The organism is Streptomyces sp. NPDC004539 (assembly GCF_040610055.1).
Lineage (GTDB): Bacteria > Actinomycetota > Actinomycetes > Streptomycetales > Streptomycetaceae > Streptomyces.
Genome location: NZ_JBEXLS010000018.1, coordinates 16,980 through 39,478, shown reverse-complemented (window position 1 = coordinate 39,478; position 22,499 = coordinate 16,980). Strand labels below are relative to the sequence as shown.

Here is a 22,499-nt window from a genome sequence, read left to right as displayed (position 1 = left end):
TCATCGCCTCTCAAGTGAGGCGAGGGCCTTTCCGATGAGCGCCTTGCGCTCCGCGGCCGTGGTCAGGTGCTCCAGCCCGAAGCCCAGCAGCACGGTGTCGTCGGTGGTGACGGCGCCGTACGTCTGGAAGAGCGCGCCGGTGCGCGCCCAGTCCTTCAGGACGGCCGGGCTGCCCGCCGGGGGCCCGGTGACCTGCCAGGCGCCGAGCGAGGACTCGAAGCCCTCGGTCTCGGTGGCCGTGTTGCCCAGGACGAGCGAGGCGTCGTCCAGGAGCACGCCGTGGCCGCCGGTGCCGGGGTCGGTGACGTACGCGAACGACAGCTCGACCTTCTTCCCGGCGTAGGGGGCGAGGTCGAACTCGACCTGCTGCCAGCCGCTGGAGGTGCCGGTGAAGGCGTTCCACGCGCCGGAGGTCCCGGAGGCGGTGCAGGAGGTCCCCGTCAGGGTCAGGTAGTGCTTCAGCCAGGGGTGCTCCCCGATGTAGAAGCCCGCCCCGCACTCCGCCGGTACGGCGGTCCTGGTCGCGCCGCCCTTGTCGGGGAGGGTCGTCCAGTCGTCGCCGCCGGCGGTGCGCGCCTCGACGATCGCGTTGTCGTACCCCGGCTCGGTGTCCCAGAACAGCCGGGCCCGCAGCGTCGGCGCCTGGGCCGCGGTGACCGAGGTGAGGTCGACGGTCCGGGTCAGCCGCTTGTAGGCGTCGTCGGTGTGCACGGCCGCGGCCATGTACGACCCCGAGTACGGCCCGTACGGGTTGACGGTCCCGGCGTACTGGCCCGCGCCCGCGCTCGCGAACTGGGGGTAGGTCGCGGCGGGGAGCTCGTCGGAGGTGACCCCGTAGGTGCCCGCCTGGTCGAGCGGGTTGCCCGGGGCGCCGGCCAGCAGTCCGGAGAAGCCGTTCAGCCTGCCGGAGCCGGTGAAGCCGCTGGCCCCGGCGACGGACGTCCGCGAGTAGGCGCCCAGGTAGTACTGGCTGAAGTCGTCGGAGGGGGTGCCGTCGCCGAGGTCGACCGCGCCGCCGGCCCGCTCGCCGGCCTCGACGAGCTTGCCGCCCTCGTTGAGGAAGGCCCGCAGCTGGAGCTGCGTCGGGTTGCCGGGGACGGCCGCGCCCGTGTAGTGGACGACGGTACGGAAGTGCTTGAGCACCCCGAGCGCGTCCGGCGCGCCCTGCGTCGCGACGTCCCAGACGACCGCCTTGCGGCCGTTGGCCTTCAGCGCGTCGACGTACAGCTGGGCCTGCGCCGCCTTGGCGCCCTCCTCGGCGACGACGAGGGTGTCGGCCTTGGCGCGCGGGGCGACCGTGTAGGTGAAGTGCCCGCTGGAGACGCGCTTCCCGGCCTTCGTGGTGCCGGTGAACCACACCTCGACCTTGTCGCCCGGGTCACCGTCCTTGACCTTCGCCCGGTACTCGTCGAAGAAGAGGTTGTCCTCGCCTCCGTACGTCTCGCCGCCCTTCCACGCCTTCAGCGACGTGCCGTGCGTACGGCCGCCGTTGACGCGGTACTTGAGCTGCTTGTCGCGCAGGGCCCTGCGGGCGACGACGGAGACCTCCTGGTCGGCGCCGCGGGAGTACGAGGTGGTGAAGGGGGCGAGCGTGAAGTCGGCGGCGGTGAGGCCGACGGAGGACTTCGGCTGGTCCGGGGTCGCGGCGGACTCGGCGACCGAGAGCGCGAACGGGACGTTCTTCGCGAACTCGTCCTGGATCAGCTTCTCGTCGTCCGGGAAGTTGAAGACGGACTGGCAGTCGGCCGCGTTCCACTGGTCGTTCGGGTCGATGTTGGAGGCCGTCTGGCAGGTCGACATCTCGGGGGTGAACATCGCGACGCCGTTGACGTTCGACGCGTGGCCGTCCGCCTCGCCGTTGGTGGTGTACAGCTCCGAGGAGACCTGCGGGTGGTAGCCGGGGACCGCCGAGTTGTCGGGGGTGCCGGCGAGCGTCTTGTAGGCGACGTCGTCCGGGGTGTTCGTGGCGACCTGCCAGCCGACGCCGTACAGCAGGAGTTCGGCCGCGGAGTGGTAGTTGATGCCGTACGTGAAGCCGATCCGCTTCTCGAACGCGTCGAGCGCCTTCGTCTCGGGCTCGGAGGAGGGGCTCGCGCCGCGGTAGGTCTGGCTCGTGGGGTTCGGGGACGAACCCTCGTCGTCGTAGCCCCACTTGTAGGAGAAGTTGCGGTTCAGGTCGACGCCGTCACCGGTCGAGATGACGCCGTCGCCGTTGACGTCCCGCAGGTTCTTGCGCCACAGGCGGTTCGCGGGGTCCTTGAACGTGTAGTCGTAGCCGTCGGGGTTGGCCGACAGCACGAACCACAGCTCGGTCGAGTCGACGAGCTTCTTGATCCGCTTGTCGGTCTTGTAGTTGTCCAGGTAGTAGTGCATCAGCCGGCGGGTCATCTCCGGCGTGATCCACTCGCGCGCGTGCTGGTTGGAGACGTACAGGACGGACGGCTTGCTGCCGTCCTTGCTCTGCTTGGCGCCCTTGGTGAGCTTCAGCGCGAGGATGTCCTGGCCGTTGATCGTCTTGCCGATGGAGACGACCTTCGTGAGGCCGGGGTTCTGCTGCCCGGCCCTGACGATCTCCTCCTTCAGCCCGCCGCTTCCGCTGTACGGCCGGAACACCCCGTCCGACGCGGCCTCGACCCGGCGTTCGGCCCTGGCGGAGAGGCTGTGCTCGGTGAGGCCGACGCCCTGTCCCTCCAGCGCCTTGGCCTGGCCGTCGGTCAGATAGACCTCGACGGTGGCCTTGCCCTGCTCCGGCACGGTCTCGCTCAGCTCGTGCCCGTCCTGGCCCGCCGCGAGCAGCAACGGCACCTGGGCCTTCGTGACCTCGGCGTGGAAGACCTTGACCTCGTCCCCGCCCCTGGCCTCCCCCGGCTGCGCCTGCGCGATCGGCGCGACGACGGCTCCACCCGCCAGCAACGCGCCTACGGCGAGGATCGATCTCGCTCTGCGTCTCATGAACTCCCCTAGCCCTGGTCCACGACATCCATGAACACGTGCCAGGCTCATGACACTCAGATCCCCCGTCAAGGGCGCCTCAGGGGCAAGTCACACGTACGGGTCAATTCTCGAGGGGGAAGTGACGGATTGTCATGGAGGTTGGGGGCCGGGGGTGTTGGTGGTGAGGGTGTTGGGACGGGGGCAGCCGAAAGGCGCCGCCGGGGACGGCGACGCCTGGGGTCCTTCGGGGCGCGCTTGCCCCCACGGCAAGCGGTCCGGTGCGCGGGCCGGGTCAGCCCGCGAGGTTGTCGGCCATCTCGTCGCTGAGGCTGGACTCCGTACCGGGGATGCCGAGGTCGGTGGCGCGCTTGTCCGCCATCGCGAGGAGGCGGCGGATACGGCCGGCGACGGCGTCCTTGGTGAGCGGGGGGTCGGCGAGCGCGCCGAGCTCCTCGAGGGACGCCTGCTTGTGGTCCATGCGCAGCCGGCCCGCGGCGGCGAGGTGCTCGGGGACCTCCTCGCCGAGGATCTCCAGGGCGCGCTGCACCCGGGCCCCGGCGGCGACGGCGGCACGCGCCGAGCGGCGCAGGTTCGCGTCGTCGAAGTTGGCGAGGCGGTTCGCGGTGGCGCGGACCTCGCGCCGCATCCGGCGCTCCTCCCAGGCCAGCACCGACTCGTGCGCCCCGAGCCGGGTCAGCAGCGCGCCGATCGCGTCCCCGTCGCGGACGACGACGCGGTCCACGCCGCGCACCTCGCGGGCCTTCGCCCCGATGGAGAGCCTGCGGGCGGCGCCGACGAGCGCGAGCGCGGCCTCGGGGCCGGGGCAGGTCACCTCCAGGGAGGAGGAGCGGCCCGGCTCGGTGAGCGAGCCGTGCGCGAGGAAGGCCCCGCGCCAGGCCGCCTCGGCGTCACAGGTGGCCCCGGAGACGACCTGCGGGGGGAGTCCCCGGATGGGGCGGCCCCGGCCGTCCACGAGGCCCGTCTGGCGCGCGAGCTGATCCCCGCCGGCGACGACTCTCACGACGTACCGCGAGCCTCTGCGCAGCCCGCCGGGGGCCATCACGATCAGCTCCGAGCTGTGCCCGAAGATCTCCAGGATGTCCCGCTTGAGCCGGCGGGCCGCCATCGCCGTGTCCAGCTCCGCCTCGATCACGATCCGCCCGCTCACCAGGTGCAGGCCGCCGGCGAACCGCAGGATGGCCGAGACCTCCGCTTTTCTGCAGCAGGTCCGGGTGACGGGGAGCCGGGAGATCTCGTCCTTCACCGCTGCCGTCATCGCCATGGGCCGATCCTTCCATGCATCCGAAAAATACGGTCGTACGCGGCGGCCAGCAGCTCCGGGTCGTGCCGCGGAGTCCCGTCGGGCCGGGCCACCGGCGCCAGCTCGACCGCGGCCCCGAACGGTTTGGCGGCGTCGGTCAGGGATTCGCGGTCGGGCACGGCGGCCTCGTCGGCCAGCACCACGTCCAGGGCGAGTTTAGGGGCGTGTCGCCCCAAAACCTCCAAATGACGCTGCGGTGAGAACCCGTCTGTTTCGCCCGGCTGGGGGGCGAGATTCAGCGAGAGCACCCGGCGCGCCTTGGTCTCCGTCAGGGCTTCCACCAGCTCCGGGACCAGCAGATGGGGCATGACGGAGGAGAACCAGGAACCGGGTCCGAGAACCACCCAGTCGGCGTCCCGGACGGCCTCCACGGCCTCCGGCACGGCGGGCGGGTCGTTCGGCACGAGGTGCACGGACTGCACCTCCCCGGGCGTCAGCGCCACCGTCGCCTGGCCGCGTACGGTGTCCACGTCGTCCGGGCGGCCCGGGTCGTGGCCCTTGACGAGCGCCTGGAGCTCCAGCGGGACCGCCGACATCGGCAGCACCCTGCCGTGCGCCCCGAGGAGCTTGCCGACCAGGTCGAGGGCCTGGACGTGGTCGCCGAGCTGCTCCCACAGGGCGACGATCAGGAGGTTGCCGACCGCGTGGCCGTTGATCTCGCCCTGGGACTGGAAGCGGTGCTGGACGACCCTGGCCCAGGTCTGCCCCCAGTCGTCGTCCCCGCACAGCGCGGCGAGCGCCTTGCGCAGGTCGCCGGGGGGCAGCACCCCCAGCTCGTCCCGCAGCCGGCCGCTGGAGCCGCCGTCGTCGGCGACGGTGACGACGGCCGTGAGGTCGCCGGTGATCCGGCGCAGCGCGGCGAGCGAGGCCGACAGGCCCATCCCGCCGCCCAGCGCGACGACCTTGGGCTGTGTGCCCCGGCGGCGGGGCCGCGCCCCGCGCACCTCGACCGGCCGGCCCGCCCGCCCCTCGGGCACCCCCCTGCGCAGCCGGCCCAGCCGCGGAGTACGTCCTGTCATTCCCGTCCCATGTCCCGGTGTACGACCACCGTCTCCACGCCCTCGGCCGCGAGTCGCGCGGCGAGCTTCTCCGACATCGCCACGGACCGGTGCTTGCCGCCGGTACAGCCGACGGCGATGGTCACGTACCGCTTGCCCTCACGACGGTAGCCCGCGGCAATCAGTTGGAGAAGCTCGGCGTACCTGTCGAGGAACTCCTTCGCGCCGGGCTGGTTGAAGACGTACGCCGCGACCTCCTCGTTGAGGCCGGTGTAGGGGCGCAGCTCCGGGACCCAGTGCGGGTTGGGCAGGAAGCGCATGTCGACGACCAGGTCGGCGTCCACCGGGAGGCCGTACTTGAAGCCGAACGACATGACCGTGGCCCGCAGCTCGGGCTCCTCCTCGCCCGCGAACTGGGCGTCCATCTTGGCGCGCAGCTCGTGGACGTTCAGGCTGGAGGTGTCGATCACCAGGTCGGCGTCCCCGCGCAGTTCGCGCAGCAGTTCGCGCTCGGCGTCGATGCCGTCGACGATGCGGCCGTCGCCCTGGAGGGGGTGCGGGCGGCGCACCGACTCGAAGCGGCGCACCAGCGCGTCGTCCGAGGACTCCAGGAACACGATCCGCCGGGTGACGTGCTTGGACTCCAGGTCGGCGAGGGACTCCCGGAGGTTGTCGAAGAAGCGCCGGCCGCGGACGTCGACGACGACCGCGATCCGGGCCACGTTCCCCTGGGAGCGGGCGCCCAGCTCCACCATGGTGGGGATCAGGGCGGGCGGCAGGTTGTCGACGACGAACCAGCCGAGGTCCTCCAGGCACTTCGCGGCCGTGGAGCGGCCGGCTCCGGACATGCCGGAGATGATCACCAGCTCGGGGATCGCCGCGTCGGAGGTCTTGGGCGTTGGGGTTTCGGTACTCACCGGTGCTACTTCCTGATGCTTCTCGTGCTCGTTCATGGCTCCTGTCCCCGTTCCTGACGTACGTCGTCTTCCATGATCTCTCCCGTGGCCGTGTTCACGGCGGGTGCCGCGGGGGCCGCCTGTGCGAGAGCCGCGGCGATGGTTTCGGCCGTCTTACGACCTATGCCCGGAACCTCGCAGATCTGGTCGATCGTTGCGGAACGCAGCTTCTTCACCGAGCCGAAGTGCTTGATCAGCGCCTGTTTACGGGTCTCGCCCAGTCCGGGTACGTCGTCCAGCGGGCCCGCGCGGAACCTCTTGGCCCGTTTGGTGCGCTGATAGGTGATCGCGAACCGGTGCGCCTCGTCGCGCACGCGTTGCAGAAGGTACAGGCCCTCGCTGGTACGTGGCATGACCACCGGGTCGTCGTCCTGCGGGAGCCAGACCTCCTCCAGGCGCTTGGCCAGTCCGCAGACCGCGATGTCGTCGATCCCCAGCTCGTCCAGCGCGCGTCTGGCGGCGGCGACCTGGGGCTGTCCGCCGTCGACCACGAGGAGCTGCGGGGGGTAGGCGAACTTCTTCGGGCGGCCGTCCTCCTCCGTGAAGGCGTCGGCCGGGCCGTCCTCGTCGGTCCACTCGCCGGTGCGCTCCTTCTCCGCGAGGTAGCGGCGGAAGCGGCGGGTGATCACCTCGTGCATCGAGCGGACGTCGTCCTGGCCCTCGAAGCTCTTGATCTGGAAGCGGCGGTACTCGCTCTTGCGGGCCAGCCCGTCCTCGAAGACGACCATGGAGGCCACGACGTCGTCGCCCTGGAGGTGGGAGATGTCGTAGCACTCGATGCGCAGGGGCGCGCTGTCCAGGCCGAGGGCCTCGGCGATCTCCTCCAGCGCGCGGGAGCGGGTCGTGAGGTCCGAGGCGCGCTTCGTCTTGTGCAGGGCCAGGGCCTGCTGGGCGTTGCGCGCGACCGTCTCCATCAGGGCCCGCTTGTCGCCGCGCTGCGGGATGCGCAGGGAGACGCCGGCGCCGCGCCGCCCGGTCAGCCACTCCTGGACCGGCTCCACGGGCTCCGGGAGGGCGGGGACCAGCACCTCCTTCGGCACCGAGTCCCCCGTCTCCTCCCCGTAGAGCTGCTGGAGGGCGTGCTCCACGAGGCCGGCGGTGGTGACCGCCTCCACCCGGTCGGTGACCCAGCCGCGCTGCCCGCGCACCCGGCCGCCCCGGACGTGGAAGATCTGGACGGCCGCCTCCAGCTCGTCCTCCGCGACGGCGATCAGGTCGGCGTCGGTCGCGTCCGCGAGCACGACCGCGTTCTTCTCCATGGCCTTCTTCAGGGCCTCGATGTCGTCCCGCAGGCGGGCCGCCCGCTCGTACTCCATCTCGTCGGCCGCGGCCACCATCTGCTTCTCCAGGCGGCGCAGGTACGTCCCCGTCCGGCCCGTCATGAAGTCGCAGAACTCCTCGGCCAGTTCGCGGTGCTCCTCGGCGGAGACCTTCTCGACGCACGGCGCCGAGCATTTCCCGATGTACCCGAGCAGACAGGGCCGGCCGGTCCGCGCGGCGTTCTTGAAGACGCCCGCCGAGCACGTCCGCACCGGGAACACCCTCAGCAGCAGGTCCACCGTGTCCCGGATGGCCCACGCGTGCCCGTACGGGCCGAAGTACCGCACGCCCTTCTTCTTCTGACCCCGCATCACCTGGACCCGGGGGTACTCCTCGTTCATCGTCACCGCGAGGTACGGGTAGCTCTTGTCGTCGCGGTACTTCACGTTGAACCGCGGGTCGTACTCCTTGATCCAGGAGTACTCCAGCTGGAGCGCCTCGACCTCCGTGGACACCACGGTCCACTCCACCGAGGCGGCGGTCGTCACCATCGTCCGCGTACGCGGATGCAGGCCCGACAGGTCCTGGAAGTAACTCCCCAGCCGCTGGCGCAGGCTCTTCGCCTTCCCGACGTAGATCACCCGCCGGTGCTCGTCGCGGAACTTGTACACCCCCGGGGACTCCGGGATCTCACCCGGCTTCGGGCGGTAGCTGGAGGGATCGGCCATACACCCCACCCTACTGTCGCCCACCGACAGTCAGGTGTCCGCGAGAAGACGCCCGCTCCCCGCCCCGGCGGCACGTCTCGGCCACCCCTCGCACCGACCCCCGTCACAACTGTTGTCGCCGCCAGATCGACACGCTTCAATGCGGGGGAACTCGGGGCCGTGAACAGCGTCGTACGGGTGAGCCGTAGGAAGAGGAAGAAAAACCCTCCTGCGTCATCGGGGAGGCCCCGATCCATGCGAACGGTCTGACCAGCCGTTGTTCACAGAAAGGCCCCTCCATGCCGCACACCGCACAGCACGCGGGCCCCTCCGACGTCACAGCGGAACTGGACACGGCCCTGCGAGGCGGCCCCTTCCACGTCGCCCTCAGAGCCGCGATAGCCGCCCGCGGCCTGCCGCTGCAACGCGTCCAGCACCATCTCTCCCGCTACGGCGTCAGAGTCGGCGTGACCAGCCTGAGTTACTGGCAGCAGGGCGCCCGCCGTCCTCAGCGCCCGGAGTCCCTGCGCGCCGTCCGCGCGCTGGAGGAGATCCTCCATCTTCCGGAGGAGTCCCTGATCCGGCTGCTCGCGGAGGCCGAGGGCGACACCTCCGCCGACCGCCCCGCCGCCCGCTCCTACCGCGCGCTCCTCCAGGCCACCGACGTCCTGGAGAGTCTCCTCACCGACCTGGACTGCCCCCTCGACCCCGGCCTCCAGACCATCGGCCACCACGAGCGGGTCCGTATCGGCGCCGGGCGCGAGCTGCTCAGCCGGGAGGCCCACCACATCGTCCGCGCCCACCGCGACGGTGTCGACCGGTTCATGGCCGTCCACCACGGGGACCCCGGCTGCGCGCCGGACCTGATGCGGGTGCGGGCGCTGGAGAACTGCCGCACCGGGCGGGTCCGCCACCATCAGGAGACCGGCATCCTCGTCGCCGAGCTCCTCTTCGACACCCGGCTGCGGCCCGGCGACACGTTCCTCTTCCGCTACGACGTGGAGGACGGCACCGCCGGCGCCTCCCGCGAGTACGTCCACGACGTCAATCTGGCGGGGGGCCAGTACGTCCTCCAGATCCAGTTCGACGAGCACGCCCTGCCCGCCCGCTGCCACCGCTTCACCCAGCACTCCTACGCGGCCCCCCGCACCGGCCGCCAGTCCCTCCCCCTCAGCGACACCCACCACTCGGTCCACCTGGTGGAACCCCGCCTGCGCACGGGGATCGTGGGGATCGGGTGGGACTGGGAGTAAGGGGAGGTGGGGCGGGGGCTTGGTGGCTCGGGCTGGGCTCGGGGGTGAGAGAGCCGAGGGCGGGGTGGGAGCCGGGGCCCGGGGTGACGGCGGAGGCCGGGACGGGTGCCGGGGCCCGGGATGAGAGCTGAGGGCGGGACGGGAGCCGGGGCCCGAAGTGAGGGCAGAGGCCGAGAGGCGGGAGGCAGGAGTGCAGGAGGCGGAGGGTGGGAGCGAGGGCGAGGGCCGGGGCCCGGAGCGAGGACGGGAGCTAGGAGGGGGCGGGAGTCGGTGGGCCGGGGCGGGAACCGGGGTCCGGAGTGAGGGCGGAAGCCGAAAGGCGGGAGGCCGGGACGGGAGCCGGGGCCCGGGATGACGGCGGAGGCCGGGACGGGAGCCGGGGCCCGGGATGAGGGCAGAGGCCGAGAGGCGGGAGGCAGGAGGGGGGAGCCGGGATGCTCGGGCTGGGCTCGGGGGTGGGAGCTGTGGGCCTGGGTGGGGGCCGGGGGTTGGGGTGGGAGCCGGGGCTGGGCAGTGAGGACGGGAGGGGGGACCGGAGGTGAGGGCAGGGCCGGGGCCGGGGTGGGAGCCCGGGGTGGGGGAGCTACGGGAGGCGAGCCGGGAGCTGGCTGGTGGGGGCGGGAGACTGAGGCAGGAGCGGCAGCAGGGTCGGGGACTCGGTTCCGGCCGACGCCACTGTCCCGACCCGCACTGTCCCGACCCACCCGGCGCCGCTGCCCTGGCCTGCCCGATGCGGTCCCCGGTCCACCGACGCGATCCCCTGCCCTGCCGACGTGGTGCCCCGGTCCTGCCGACAACTCGGTCCCGCCCGCCTCGACGGCTGAGGCGAGCCGACCCTGCCAACCCGGTCGACCCCGCCCAGTCGCCCCTGCCTGACAGCTCCCCCAGCGCCACCCCTGACAGCCCGGCCGGCCCTGCCCTGCCAGCCCAGCCGACCCCCGCCTGGCACCCGGCGTCTCCCCCAGCCCCACAGCTCGTCCCCCTGGCCGGGTACCCGGTATCGCCCCGCCCTCATGGGTAGTTCACCCCGTCCGAGCAAGCCCCCCTCACCCCGGACCAACACCCACGCCCCGCCCGCCCCGAGCAGCCGCCGAGCCCGGATCGCCCAGTCGCCCCGGCACCCATCGTCAGCTCGCCCCGCCCGCTCCCCCGCCCACCCCTGTCCGCTTCCCGCCCGCGCCCACCCCCCTGAACCGTTCCGGGATGTACCATCCCTCCCCCGTCCGTCCCCTCCCGTATTCGCCCCCGCACCTCGTGCGGCCACCCCGGACCGGCCCCGGCCGGTGAGCGGTCCGTGTGCCGTCAGAGAGGAACCGTCTCGTGATCGTCGTCACCGGAGAAGCCCTGATCGACCTGGTCCCGCTCGGCGAGGGTGCCCTCGCCGGGCTCCAGCCGGCGCTCGGCGGAGGCCCCTACAACACCGCGGTGGCCCTGGGCCGCCTCGGCTCCCGCACCGCGTTCCTCTCCCGCACCTCCACCGACGCCTTCGGGGACGCGCTGCTGGAGGGCCTGCGTGCCTCGGGGGTGGACGTCTCCCACGTGCAGCGCGGTCCGGAGCCGACCACGCTGGCCGCCGCGACCCTGGACGAGGAGGGCGCGGCCGTCTACTCCTTCTACGTCGCCGGCACCGCCGACCGCCTCTTCACGGCGCCGACCGAACTGCCCCCGGGGACGGAGGCCGTGTCCTTCGGCACCTGCTCGCTCGTCCTGGAACCGGGGGCGAGCGCCTACGAGCGGCTGATGCGCGACGCCTCCGAGAAGGGCCTGTTCACCCTCCTCGACCCGAACATCCGCCCGGGCCTGATCTCCGAACCGGACGCCTACCGCGCCCGGTTCCACGGCTGGCTGCCCCACGTCACCCTCCTCAAGCTCTCCGAGGACGACATGCGCTGGCTGGCGAGCACCCCGCTCGACCTGCTGGCCGCCGGACCAGCGGCCGTCGTCGTCACGCACGGCGGGGACGGGATGTCCGTGTTCACCCCGGACGGGAAGGTGTACGCGGTGCCCGGCGAGAAGGTGGAGGTGGTGGACACCATCGGCGCCGGGGACACCGTGAACGCGGCGCTGCTGCACGGGCTTTCGGAGATGCGGGCGCTGTCCGCCGAGGCCCTCGGGACACTGGGCCGCGACGGGTGGCAGCGCCTGCTGGGGTTCGCCGCGCGGGCGGCGGCCCTGACCTGCTCACGGGCGGGGGCGGAACCGCCGTACCCCTCCGAGCTGGAGGGTTTCTGACACACGCTCTGTTCTGACGCGCACTCTGTGGCGTTGTCAAGCAGCTGTCTTGAGAACGGGCGGCGCCTCGCGGGAAGTTCCCGCGAGGCGCCGGTTTTTTGCTTTTTCTTTTCTCGCTTCCGCTTCACGCAGTTTCGCGTGGCACGTCAGCTTTTGCCGCCTCGCGTCGTCTTCTTCGCGGGGGCGGCCTTCTTGGCGGCGGCGGTCTTCTTCGCCGGAGCCTTGGCCGGGGCCGCCTTCTTCGCCGCCGCCTTGCGCGGGGCCTTCACCTGCGCCGCGTCGCTGACACGGTCGGCGCCGAGGATCTCGCGCAGGAACTTGCCGGTGTGGCTGGACGGGACCGCCGCGATGTCCTCGGGCGTTCCCTCGGCGACCACGACACCGCCGCCCGCGCCACCCTCGGGGCCCATGTCGACGACCCAGTCCGCGGTCTTGACGACATCGAGGTTGTGCTCGATGACGATGACCGAGTTGCCCTTGTCGACGAGGCCGGAGAGGACCTTCAGGAGCTTGCTGATGTCCTCGAAGTGCAGACCGGTCGTCGGCTCGTCGAGGACGTAGACCGTCCGGCCCGTGGAGCGGCGCTGGAGCTCGCTGGCGAGCTTGACGCGCTGGGCCTCGCCGCCGGAGAGCGTGGTGGCGGACTGGCCGAGGCGGACGTATCCGAGGCCGACGTCCTTGAGGGTGCCGAGGTGGCGGGCGATCGAGGGGACCGCCTCGAAGAAGGCCGTGGCCTCCTCGATCGGCATGTTCAGGACCTCGGCGATGGACTTGCCCTTGTAGTGGACCTCCAGGGTCTCCCGGTTGTACCGGGCGCCGTGGCAGACCTCGCACGGGACGTAGACGTCCGGGAGGAAGTTCATCTCGATCTTGATCGTGCCGTCGCCCGCGCAGTTCTCGCAGCGACCGCCCTTGACGTTGAAGGAGAAGCGGCCCGGCAGATAGCCGCGGACCTTCGCCTCGGTGGTCTCGGCGAACAGCTTGCGGATGTGGTCGAAGACGCCCGTGTAGGTCGCCGGGTTGGAGCGCGGGGTGCGGCCGATGGGCGACTGGTCGACGTGGACGACCTTGTCGACGAGGTCGTCGCCGTCGACCCGTGTGTGCCGGCCGGGGACGCTCCTCGCGCCGTTCAGCTCGCGCGCCAGGTGCGTGTACAGGATGTCGTTGACCAGGGTGGACTTGCCGGAGCCCGAGACGCCCGTGACGGCGGTGAAGACGCCGAGCGGGAAGGAGACGTCGATGTCCTTGAGGTTGTTCTCGCGGGCGCCGTGGACCGTGAGCTGCCGGGCGGGGTCGCGGGGGCGGCGGATGTCCGGCAGCGGGATGGCCTTGCGGCCCGAGAGGTACTGGCCGGTCTGCGACTCGGTGTTGTCGAGCAGCTCCTTCAGGGAGCCGCTGTGGACGACCTTGCCGCCGTGCTCACCGGCGCCGGGGCCGATGTCGACGATCCAGTCGGCGACCTTGATCGTGTCCTCGTCGTGCTCGACGACGATGAGGGTGTTGCCCATGTCGCGCAGCCGGACGAGGGTCTCGATGAGCCGGTGGTTGTCGCGCTGGTGGAGACCGATCGACGGCTCGTCGAGGACGTAGAGGACGCCGACGAGGCCGGAGCCGATCTGGGTGGCGAGGCGGATGCGCTGGGCCTCGCCGCCGGAGAGGGTGCCGGCCGCGCGGTTGAGCGAGAGGTAGTCGAGGCCGACGTCGACCAGGAACCGCAGCCGTTCGTTGACCTCCTTGAGGACGCGCTCGGCGATCTTCTTGTCGCGGGCGTCGAGCCGCAGTTCTCCCAGGAAGTCCGCGCAGTCGCTGATGGACATCGCGGAGACCTCGGCGATGGACTTCCCCATGACCGTGACCGCGAGGACGATCGGCTTGAGGCGGGTGCCCTCGCAGACCGGGCAGGGGACCTCGCGCATGTAGCCCTCGAAGCGCTCGCGGCTGGCGTCGCTCTCGGACTCGCCGTGCCGGCGCTTCACGAACGGGACGGCGCCCTCGAAGGGGGTCGTGTAGACCCGCTCGCGGCCGTAGCGGTTGCGGTAGCGGACCTCGATCTGGGTCTTGTGCCCGTACAGCAGGGCCTTCCTGGCGCGCTGCGGGAGCCCGGCGAAGGGGATGTCGGTGCGGAAGCCCAGGGCGTCGGCGAGGGCGCCGACCAGGCGGCCGAAGTAGTCCTTCGTGTGACCGTGGGACCAGGGGTGGATGGCTCCCTCGTCGAGCGACTTGTCCTCGTCGGGGACGATCAGCTCGGCGTCGACCTCCATGCGCGTGCCGATGCCGCTGCACTCGGGGCAGGCGCCGAACGGGGAGTTGAAGGAGAAGGAGCGCGGCTCCAGTTCCTCGAAGGAGAGGTCGTCGTACGGGCAGTACAGGTGCTCGGAGTACATGCGCTCGCGCTCGGGGTCGTCCCCGGGGAGGTCGACGAAGTCGAGGACGACCATGCCGCCGGAGAGGCCGAGGGCGGTCTCGACGGAGTCGGTGAGGCGGCGCTTGGCGCTGTCCTTGACGGTGAGGCGGTCGATGACCACCTCGATGGTGTGCTTCTCCTGCTTCTTCAGGACGGGCGGCTCGGAGAGCTGGATCGTCTCGCCGTCGACCCGCGCGCGGGAGTAGCCCTTGGTCTGGAGGTCGGCGAAGAGGTCGACGAACTCGCCCTTGCGCTCGCGCACGAGCGGCGAGAGGACCTGGAAGCGGCTGCCCTCGGGGAGCTCCAGGACCTTGTCGACGATGGCCTGGGGCGACTGGCGCGAGATCGGGCGGTGGCACTGCGGGCAGTGCGGCTTGCCGATGCGGGCGAACAGGAGCCGCAGGTAGTCGTAGACCTCGGTGATGGTGCCGACCGTGGAGCGCGGGTTGCGCGAGGTCGACTTCTGGTCGATCGAGACGGCCGGGGAGAGGCCCTCGATGAAGTCGACGTCGGGCTTGTCCATCTGGCCGAGGAACTGGCGGGCGTACGAGGAGAGGGACTCCACGTAGCGGCGCTGGCCCTCCGCGAAGATCGTGTCGAAGGCCAGGGAGGACTTGCCCGAACCGGACAGGCCCGTGAAGACGATGAGCGAGTCACGGGGCAGGTCGAGCGAGACGTTCTTCAGATTGTGCTCGCGCGCGCCACGGACGATGAGACGGTCGGCCACGCCGGTCCGCACCTTTCTTGAGAGAAGTGACAGGGGCGGGGCCCCCGTCTTTCCCAGACTAGGGGGAGCCTCTGACAACGCCGGTCGGATTCACGGGTTGCGAACAATCCCCGACCATCCAGCATGCCCGACGCCTGCAAGTCACCGTATCGCACATGCATTCGAATCACGGCGCTGTCGAGCCGTCTTCACCCGATGGAGTGACGGGGCTAGGGTCGGCCCCATGACTGATCACGTGCGTGACCTGGCCTCTGTACGGGAAGCGACGGAGCGGCTGCTGACCGCGGTCGCCGAGCTGGACAACGCGTCGGTCGCCGAAGCGTCACGGTTGCCGGGCTGGAGCCGTGGCCACGTCCTCGCCCACCTCGCCCGCAACGCGGACGCCCTCGTGAACGTCCTGGGCGGCCGGCCGATGTACGCGACCCACGAGATCCGGGACGCCGACATCGAGCGGGACGCCCCGCGCGCGCTGGACGTCCACCTCGCCGACCTGCGCGCGAGCCACGCCCGCTTCCTGGCCGCGGGCGACGCCCCGGCCGACTGGTCGCGGACGGTGGTCCTGCGCAACAACACCGAGGACAGCGCCTCCCGCATCCCGTTCCGCCGCTGGATCGAGGTCGAGCTGCACCACGTGGACCTGGGCATCGGGTACGGCCTCAAGGACCTCCCGGAGGACTTCACCGCACGGGAGATCACCTTCCTCGCCGAGCGCTACGACGGCCTCGTGGACGTCCCGCCGACCCGGCTGACGGACGGCACGCGCGCGTGGCGCACGGGCCGGGCGGCGGACGCCCCCGAGGTGACCGTCACCGGTTCCGGCGCCGAGCTGCTGGGCTGGCTCGCGGGGCGCTCCGGGGCGTCCGCGCCGGTGGCCGACGGCGGCCTCCTGCCGGTGCTGCCGCCGCTATAGGCTGCGGTCATGACGTACAGCGGACAGGTGAAGGTCGGCGGCCCGGCGGACGTGCACGAGCTGAAGGACCTGATGATCACCAAGATCGCGGTCGGCCCGATGAACAACAACGCCTACCTGCTGCGCTGCCGGGCCACGGACGAGCAGGTGCTGATCGACGCGGCGAACGACGCGCACACCCTGCTCGGCACGATCGGGGACGACGGCATCGCGTCCGTCGTCACGACCCACCGGCACGGCGACCACTGGCAGGCGCTCGCGGAGGTCGTGACGGCCACCGGCGCGCGCACGTACGCGGGGCGCGAGGACGCCGAGGGCATCCCGGTGGCGACGGACGTCCTGGTGGACGACGGCGACGTGATCCGGGTGGGGCGCGTCGAACTGACCGCGCGTCACCTCGTCGGGCACACGCCGGGTTCGATCGCCCTGGTCTACGACGACCCGCACGGCCACCCGCACGTGTTCACCGGGGACTGCCTCTTCCCGGGCGGGGTGGGCAACACCCGCAAGGACCCGGAGGCGTTCGCGAGCCTGATCCACGACGTGGAGACGAAGATCTTCGACGCCCTCCCGGACGAGACGTGGGTCTACCCGGGGCACGGCGACGACACGACCCTGGGCGCCGAGCGCCCGCAGCTCCCGGAGTGGCACGCGCGCGGGTGGTGACGCGCAGGCGCGTCCACGCGCCCCGTGTGAATCGCGCACACGCGCCGGAGCGGCACACGCGCTCCCCGCGCGCGTGGACGTGCGGTCAACTGGAGCCTGCCCCGCGCGGGAAGACGGCTCCCGCTCGGCAAGGGCCGCCGGTCTTTCGTATTCCCCGCCCTCGACCGGCGGCCCAGGCACCCCCTCTCCTGACACCTTCCACCACCCCGTTCACGCGTCCGCAACACACGTTCCCACTATGCGGACACCCACTGTCGTGAACTGGACAAACCGGCGCTTTCGCTGCCACTCTCCGGCCATGCGTCTCGCCCCTCGTGTCCAGCGCCGTGCTCTCGCGGCTGCCGCCGTCGCCCTCCTCGCCACCGCCGTGGGCTGTGCTCCCCAGTCGGACGACGCGGCGGGCGCCACGCCCTCCGGTTCGTCGTCCGGCGCCGCGTGCGCCAAGGGCGCGCTGTCGACCACGGCCGCCGGAAAGCTGACGGTCGGCACCGACACGCCCGCCTACGAGCCGTGGTTCAAGGACGACAAGCCGTCCAACGGCCAGGGCTTCGAGTCGGCCGTCGCCTACGCGGTGGCCCAGCAGCTCGGGTACGACAAGAGCGCCGTCGTCTGGCAGACCGTGCCGTTCAACAAGGCGTTCGCGCCCGGCGTGAAGACCTTCGACTTCGACATCAACCAGGTGTCGATCAGCGACGAGCGCAAGAAGGCCGTCGACTTCTCGTCCGGCTACTACGACGTCCGCCAGGCCGTGATCGCCCTGAAGGGCACCAAGGCCGCGCAGGCCAAGAGCGTCGCCGACCTCAAGGGCCTCAAGCTGGGCGCCCAGGTCGGCACGACCAGCCTGGAGTACATCCAGGACGTCGTGAAGCCGTCGAAGGAGGCCGCCGCGTACGCGGAGAACGACCAGGCCAAGGCCGCCCTCCAGAACAAGCAGGTCGACGCGATCGTCGTGGACCTGCCGACCGCGTTCTACATCACCGGCGCGGAGATCACCGACGCCGCGATCGTCGGCCAGTTCGAGAACCGGGGCGCCTCGCCGGAGCAGTTCGGGCTGGTCCTCGACAAGGGCAGCGCGCTCACGCCCTGTGTGACGGCCGCCGTGGACGCCCTGCGCAAGGACGGCACGCTCGCGAAGCTGGAGCAGCAGTGGCTGTCCGACGCGGTCGCCGCCCCGGTGCTGAAGTGACGCTCGCCAAGACCGAGCAGGAGCCGCCGGACGCGTACACCCCGTCGGAGCGCCGCCTGGAGCGCGAGCGCTACCGGCGCGCGCGTGCGCGCAGGGCGACGGCGATCGCGGCCCTGTCGACGCTCGTCGTCGGCGTGGTGCTCTACCTGGTGATCGTCAACGCGCCGGGCTGGCAGCGCACCAAGGAGACGTTCTTCGACGGGCACTACGCGCGCGAGGCGCTGCCGAAGGTCCTCGAAGGGCTGTGGCTGAACCTGCGGCTGCTGGCGGTCTGCGGGGTGGCCGTCCTGGTGCTGGGCATGCTCATCGCCATCGCGCGCACGCTGCGCGGCCCGGTGTTCTTCCCCCTGCGGGTGCTCGCGGCGGCCTACACGGACTTCTTCCGGGGCCTGCCGCTGATCATCAACCTGATGATCGTCGTCCTGGGCGTCCCGGCGCTGCGCCTCCAGGGCGTGACGGTCGATCCGGTGCTGCTGGGCGGGACGGCGCTGACGCTGACGTACTCGGCGTACGTCGCGGAGGTGTTCCGCGCGGGCATCGAGTCCGTGCACCCCTCGCAGCGCGCGGCGGCCCGCTCCCTCGGGCTGACGAACCGGCAGGCGCTGCGGCACGTGGTGCTGCCGCAGGCGGTACGCCGTCAGGTGCCGCCGCTGCTGAACGACCTGGTGTCGCTCCAGAAGGACACCGGGCTGGTGTCGATCGGCGGCGCGATCGACGCGGTGCGCGCGGCGGACATCATCGTCGGACGGAGCCTGAACTACACGCCGTACATCGTCGCGGGGCTGCTGTTCGTGGCGCTGACGATCCCGATGACCCGGTTCACGGACTGGGTGACGGCGCGGATGGACCGTCAGCGGTCCCAGGGAGGTGTGGCATGAGCGGCGCGCCGGTGCTGCGGATGGAGTCCGTGCGCAAGACGTTCGGCGGTTCGGTCGTCCTCAAGGACGTCGATCTGGAGGTCGCCCCGCACACGGTGACCGCACTGATCGGGGCCTCGGGGTCAGGCAAGTCGACGCTGCTGCGGTGCGCGAACCTGCTGGAGGACATCGACGACGGCGCGATCTGGCTGGACGGCGAGGAGATCACCGACCCCCGGGTCGACCAGGACGCGGTCCGGCGCCGGATCGGCGTGGTCTTCCAGTCGTACAACCTGTTCCCGCACATGACGGTCCTGGAGAACATCACGCTCGCGCCGCGCCGCGTCCACGGCGTGTCCCGTGAGGAGGCCGAGGAGCGGGCCAGGGAGCTGCTGGAGCGCCTCGGACTGGCCGGCAAGGCTGCCGACTACCCCGACAGGCTCAGCGGCGGCCAGCAGCAGCGTGTGGCGATCGTGCGGGCCCTCGCGGTGCGGCCCCGGCTGCTGCTCCTCGACGAGATCACCGCCGCCCTCGACCCGGAGCTGGTCGGCGAGGTCCTGAACGTCGTCCGTGACCTGAAGGGCGACGGGATGACGATGGTGCTGGCCACGCACGAGATGGGCTTCGCGCGCGAGGTCGCCGACCAGGTCTGCTTCCTGGACGGCGGCGTGGTGCTGGAGCGCGGGAGTGCCGAGCAGATCTTCGGCGCCCCGCAGGAGGAGCGCACCCGGCGGTTCCTGCGGCGGATCGTCGAGGCCGGCCGCCTCTAGAAGTCCCGGGTAAGGGGCGTCGTCCATGGAGGACGCCCCTTACACACGCCCGGGTTCACGGCCTCACGCCTCCGCCGTCCCCTCCCCCGCCAGCGCCGCCACCCGCTCCACCCCGAACGCGTACCCCTGCACCCCGCACCCCGCGATCACCCCGTCCGCCCGCAGCGACACGTACGAGTAGTGCCGGAACGCCTCCCGCCGGTGGATGTTGGAGATGTGGACCTCGATCACCGGCAGTCCGTCGCAGGTGTTGAGCGCGTCCAGGATCGCGACGGAGGTGTGCGAGTAGGCGCCCGGGTTGATGACGACGCCGCAGTGGTTCAGCCGTGCCTCGTGAATCCAGTCGACGAGTTGGCCCTCGTGGTTGGACTGCCGGAAGTCGACCGTGCCGCCGTGGGCCGCCGCCGCCTTGACGCACATCGCCTCGACGTCGGCGAGCGTGTCGGACCCGTAGATCTCCGGCTGGCGCTGACCGAGGAGGTTCAGGTTGGGGCCGTTGAGGATCATGATCGGGGCGTTGGCCAGGGTGCGGGGCACGGTTCCTCCGGTTCCGTTCGGGGCGGCCCGGGGCGTGGCCGCCGCTCACCTCCGTTTTATCACGGTGCGCCGTCCGGGTGAGGCCCGTAGCGTGCGGACATGACAGCCCCCGTGTACCCGCCCAAGCCCTCCCCCGGCGACCGGGTCGCCGTCGTCTCGCCGTCCGCGGGGCTGCCCGGCCTCTTCCCGCGCCCCTTCGAACTCGGTCTCGCGCGCCTGCGGGACGAGTTCGGCCTCGTCCCGGTCGAGTACCCGTCGACCCGGACGATGAACGCCACGCCCCGGCAGCGCGCCGACGACCTGCACGCGGCCTTCGCCGACCCGGAGATCAAGGCGGTGATCGCCTCCGTCGGGGGCGACGACCAGATCACCGTCCTGCCCTTCCTGGACCGCGAGTTGATCCGCGCGCACCCGAAGCCGTTCTTCGGGTACAGCGACAACACCAGCCTGCTGGCCTACCTGTACGGCACCGGGGTCGTCGGTTACCACGGCGGCAGCGTGATGGTGCAGCTCGGCCGTCCCGTCGCGATGGAGGCGCAGACCGTGGACTCCCTGCGCGCCGCCCTGTTCACCACGGGCCCCTACGAACTGCGCCCGGCGGACCGCTGGAACGACGTCGAGGGCGACTGGGCCGACCCGTCGACCTTCACGCGCGCGCAGGAGACCCGCCCCGGCACCGGCTGGCACTGGCGCAACGCCGACCGCGTGGTGGAGGGCCGCAGTTGGGGCGGCTGCCTGGAGATCCTCGCCTGGCACCTGATGGCCGACCGCGAGATCGCCGCCGACCCCTCGGTGTACGACGGCGGCGTCCTGCTCCTGGAGACCTCCGAGGACCTGCCGAGCGCCACGGAGGTCTTCCGCGTCCTGCGCTGCATGGGCGAGCGCGGCCTCCTGAGGCGCTTCCCGGCGCTCCTGATGGGCCGCGCCAAGACGTGGTCCTTCGAGCACCCCAACGGCCCTCAGGCGGGCGCACAGTACGCCGCCGACCAGCGCGCCGCCGTCGAGCGCGCGCTGGAGACGTACGCCCCCGACACGATGGCCGTCTTCGACGTCGACCTGGGCCACACGAACCCCCAACTCGTCGTCCCCTACGGCGGTGTCGTCCGGGTCGACGGCCCCGCGCGGCGCATCGTCGTTACTTACTGACGCGCCCCCGGTGCTCCGCGCGCCGCCGTGACTCACGGTGGTCGCGGCTGGTTGACCCGGTATGCAGCCTGCGCACACCGTGACACCGCCGCCCCTGACACCACCGTCCGAGGCGCCTCCGTCCATGCCCCGGCTCGCCGCCGCCGCGCTCGCCGGGACGGCCATCGAGTTCTACGACTTCTTCGCCTACGGGACGGCGGCGGCGCTCGTCCTCGGCCCCCTGTTCTTCCCGACGTTCTCGCCCCTGGCCGGCATGCTGGCGGCCTTCGGGACGTTCGGCGTCGGCTTCCTCGCGCGCCCGCTGGGGTCGGTGCTGTTCGGGCACGTCGGCGACCGGTACGGGCGGCGGCCCGTGCTGATCGTGTCGCTGCTCCTGACGGGCGCCTCGACGGTCGCGGTCGGCTGCGTCCCGTCGTACGCGGCCATCGGGGTCGCCGCGCCGGTGCTGCTGCTCGTGCTGCGGTTCCTGCAAGGGCTGGGGCTCGGCGGGGAGTGGGGCGGGGCGGTGCTGCTGACGGCGGAGCACGCGCCGCCCGGCAGGCGCGCGCTGTGGGCGAGCTTCCCGCAGGTGGGTCCGGCCGTGGGGTTCGTGCTGGCGAACGGGGTGATGCTCGGGCTGTCGGCGGGGCTCTCCGAGGCGCAGTTCGCCTCCTGGGGGTGGCGGGTGCCGTTCTGGGCCGCCGGGGTGCTCGCGGTCGCGGGGCTGTGGCTGCGGTCGTCCCTCGCGGAGAGCCCCCGGTTCCTCGAAATCGACGACCACGCACGCATGCCGCTCGTCGAGGTGTTCGTCCACCACCGGCGGCTCGTCCTGCTGACGGCCGGTGCGCTGGCCGCCGGGTACGCGGTGTTCTACGCCGTGACGACCTGGTCCCTGGCCTACGCGACGGAACGGCTCGGGGTGAGCCGCACGGTCATGCTGACGTGCGTCATGGCCGCCGTCGTCGTGAAGGGCGCGCTCACCCCGCTCGCGGCGCATCTGGGCGACCGGTTCGGGCGTCGGCCGATGTGCCTGGCCGGGTGCGCGGGGATGGCCCTGTGGATGTTCCCGACGGTCGCGCTCCTGGCGACCGGGGAACCTCTGCTGATGTTCCTCGGCTTCCTGGGGGCCCTGCTCGCCTTCATCACGACGTATGCCGTGATCGGGGCATACCTGCCGGAACTCTACGAACCACGCGTCCGTTGTACGGGTGCGGCAGTCGGCTACAACCTCGGCGGAGTGCTCGGAGGCGCACTCACCCCGATCGTCGCGACGACCCTGGCCGAGGGGTCCGGCAGAGTGCCGTGGGGTGTCGGGGCGTACCTGACGGCGGTGGCGCTGTTCAGCCTGGGGTGCTTCGCACTGCTGCCGGAGACACGTCCGGTGGAGGCGGTACGGCCGGTGGCGGCGGACGAGTAGCGACGACGGACGCCACGGGGACGGCGGAGGCGGGCGACGAGGGGAGCGGGGGCGGCACTCGACCGGGCACCGCCCTTGGCCAGGAGCCGGCCCCGGCGGAGCGACCGGCCGGGACACTCGGCCGCGAACGGCGAGGCCATGTCCCGGCGCAGGCACCGCCGGTCGGCCCGCCCGGTGGGCACGATCGCCGCACCCGCGCGTGCCCCGCCCCCGGAGAAAGCCCGATCCGCCGTGTCCCC

Annotated in this window: 16 protein-coding genes; 9 read left to right on the top strand and 7 right to left on the bottom strand. The window is 71.7% G+C overall.

The genetic code is table 11. From position 1 onward, the window contains the following. The 5 genes from ABZX85_RS31600 to uvrC all read right to left on the bottom strand — a co-directional run bounded on the left by ABZX85_RS31600 (position 1) and on the right by uvrC (position 8,197). Positions 1 to 2,952 (bottom strand): M14 family zinc carboxypeptidase, encoded by a 2,952-nt coding sequence (locus ABZX85_RS31600; RefSeq protein ID WP_355876020.1) that lies wholly within the window; start codon positions 2,950 to 2,952, stop codon positions 1 to 3. A gap of 274 nt (positions 2,953 to 3,226) precedes the next feature. Next, positions 3,227 to 4,216 (bottom strand): DNA-binding protein WhiA, encoded by a 990-nt coding sequence (gene whiA / locus ABZX85_RS31595; protein ID WP_355876017.1) that lies wholly within the window; start codon positions 4,214 to 4,216, stop codon positions 3,227 to 3,229. Beyond that, a complete protein-coding gene (gene yvcK, locus ABZX85_RS31590) occupies positions 4,207 to 5,274 on the bottom strand; it encodes a uridine diphosphate-N-acetylglucosamine-binding protein YvcK (protein ID WP_355876014.1) in 1,068 nt (355 codons plus the stop codon). Before yvcK ends, whiA begins: the two co-directional genes overlap by 10 nt. Then, positions 5,271 to 6,206, bottom strand: a complete 936-nt coding sequence (rapZ, locus tag ABZX85_RS31585; protein ID WP_355876011.1) for an RNase adapter RapZ — start codon at positions 6,204 to 6,206, stop codon at positions 5,271 to 5,273. The genes yvcK and rapZ overlap by 4 nt, the downstream gene beginning before the upstream one ends. Then, a complete protein-coding gene (uvrC, locus tag ABZX85_RS31580) occupies positions 6,203 to 8,197 on the bottom strand; it encodes an excinuclease ABC subunit UvrC (RefSeq protein WP_355876008.1) in 1,995 nt (664 codons plus the stop codon). Before uvrC ends, rapZ begins: the two co-directional genes overlap by 4 nt. Positions 8,198 to 8,475: 278 nt before the next feature. Between uvrC and ABZX85_RS31575 the strand changes: the two genes are divergently transcribed. Together ABZX85_RS31575 and ABZX85_RS31570 are read left to right on the top strand one after the other, a co-directional pair. Beyond that, positions 8,476 to 9,429, top strand: a complete 954-nt coding sequence (locus ABZX85_RS31575) for a hypothetical protein (protein ID WP_355876005.1) — start codon at positions 8,476 to 8,478, stop codon at positions 9,427 to 9,429. A gap of 1,320 nt (positions 9,430 to 10,749) precedes the next feature. Then, a complete protein-coding gene (locus tag ABZX85_RS31570) occupies positions 10,750 to 11,661 on the top strand; it encodes a carbohydrate kinase (protein WP_355876002.1) in 912 nt (303 codons plus the stop codon). Positions 11,662 to 11,807: 146 nt separating this feature from the next. Here ABZX85_RS31570 and uvrA read toward each other — a convergent pair whose 3' ends face one another. Beyond that, positions 11,808 to 14,792 carry an excinuclease ABC subunit UvrA gene (gene uvrA, locus ABZX85_RS31565; protein WP_355875999.1) on the bottom strand — a complete coding sequence of 995 codons (2,985 nt, stop codon included), beginning with the start codon at positions 14,790 to 14,792 and terminating at the stop codon, positions 11,808 to 11,810. Between the two features lie 223 nt (positions 14,793 to 15,015). Between uvrA and ABZX85_RS31560 the strand changes: the two genes are divergently transcribed. The 5 genes from ABZX85_RS31560 to ABZX85_RS31540 all read left to right on the top strand — a co-directional run bounded on the left by ABZX85_RS31560 (position 15,016) and on the right by ABZX85_RS31540 (position 19,181). After that, positions 15,016 to 15,702 carry a maleylpyruvate isomerase family mycothiol-dependent enzyme gene (locus ABZX85_RS31560; protein ID WP_355875996.1) on the top strand — a complete coding sequence of 229 codons (687 nt, stop codon included), beginning with the start codon at positions 15,016 to 15,018 and terminating at the stop codon, positions 15,700 to 15,702. A gap of 9 nt (positions 15,703 to 15,711) precedes the next feature. Then, positions 15,712 to 16,368 (top strand): MBL fold metallo-hydrolase, encoded by a 657-nt coding sequence (locus ABZX85_RS31555; RefSeq protein WP_355875990.1) that lies wholly within the window; start codon positions 15,712 to 15,714, stop codon positions 16,366 to 16,368. A 298-nt stretch (positions 16,369 to 16,666) separates the two neighbouring features. Further along, positions 16,667 to 17,554: an ABC transporter substrate-binding protein gene (locus tag ABZX85_RS31550; protein WP_355875987.1), complete on the top strand. Its 888-nt coding sequence runs from the start codon at positions 16,667 to 16,669 to the stop codon at positions 17,552 to 17,554. Beyond that, a complete protein-coding gene (locus ABZX85_RS31545) occupies positions 17,551 to 18,432 on the top strand; it encodes an amino acid ABC transporter permease (protein ID WP_355875984.1) in 882 nt (293 codons plus the stop codon). The genes ABZX85_RS31550 and ABZX85_RS31545 overlap by 4 nt, the downstream gene beginning before the upstream one ends. Further along, a complete protein-coding gene (locus ABZX85_RS31540) occupies positions 18,429 to 19,181 on the top strand; it encodes an amino acid ABC transporter ATP-binding protein (protein WP_355875981.1) in 753 nt (250 codons plus the stop codon). Before ABZX85_RS31545 ends, ABZX85_RS31540 begins: the two co-directional genes overlap by 4 nt. 63 nt (positions 19,182 to 19,244) lie before the next feature. On the opposite strand, the gene aroQ is transcribed toward ABZX85_RS31540, so the two are convergent. Beyond that, positions 19,245 to 19,718, bottom strand: a complete 474-nt coding sequence (aroQ, locus tag ABZX85_RS31535; protein WP_355875979.1) for a type II 3-dehydroquinate dehydratase — start codon at positions 19,716 to 19,718, stop codon at positions 19,245 to 19,247. A 99-nt stretch (positions 19,719 to 19,817) separates the two neighbouring features. Between aroQ and ABZX85_RS31530 the strand changes: the two genes are divergently transcribed. Next, positions 19,818 to 20,864, top strand: coding sequence for a S66 peptidase family protein (locus ABZX85_RS31530; RefSeq protein WP_355875977.1), 1,047 nt, complete (start codon positions 19,818 to 19,820; stop codon positions 20,862 to 20,864). 124 nt (positions 20,865 to 20,988) lie between these two features. Further along, a complete protein-coding gene (locus ABZX85_RS31525) occupies positions 20,989 to 22,260 on the top strand; it encodes an MFS transporter (protein WP_355875974.1) in 1,272 nt (423 codons plus the stop codon). Positions 22,261 to 22,499: the final 239 nt, after the last annotated feature.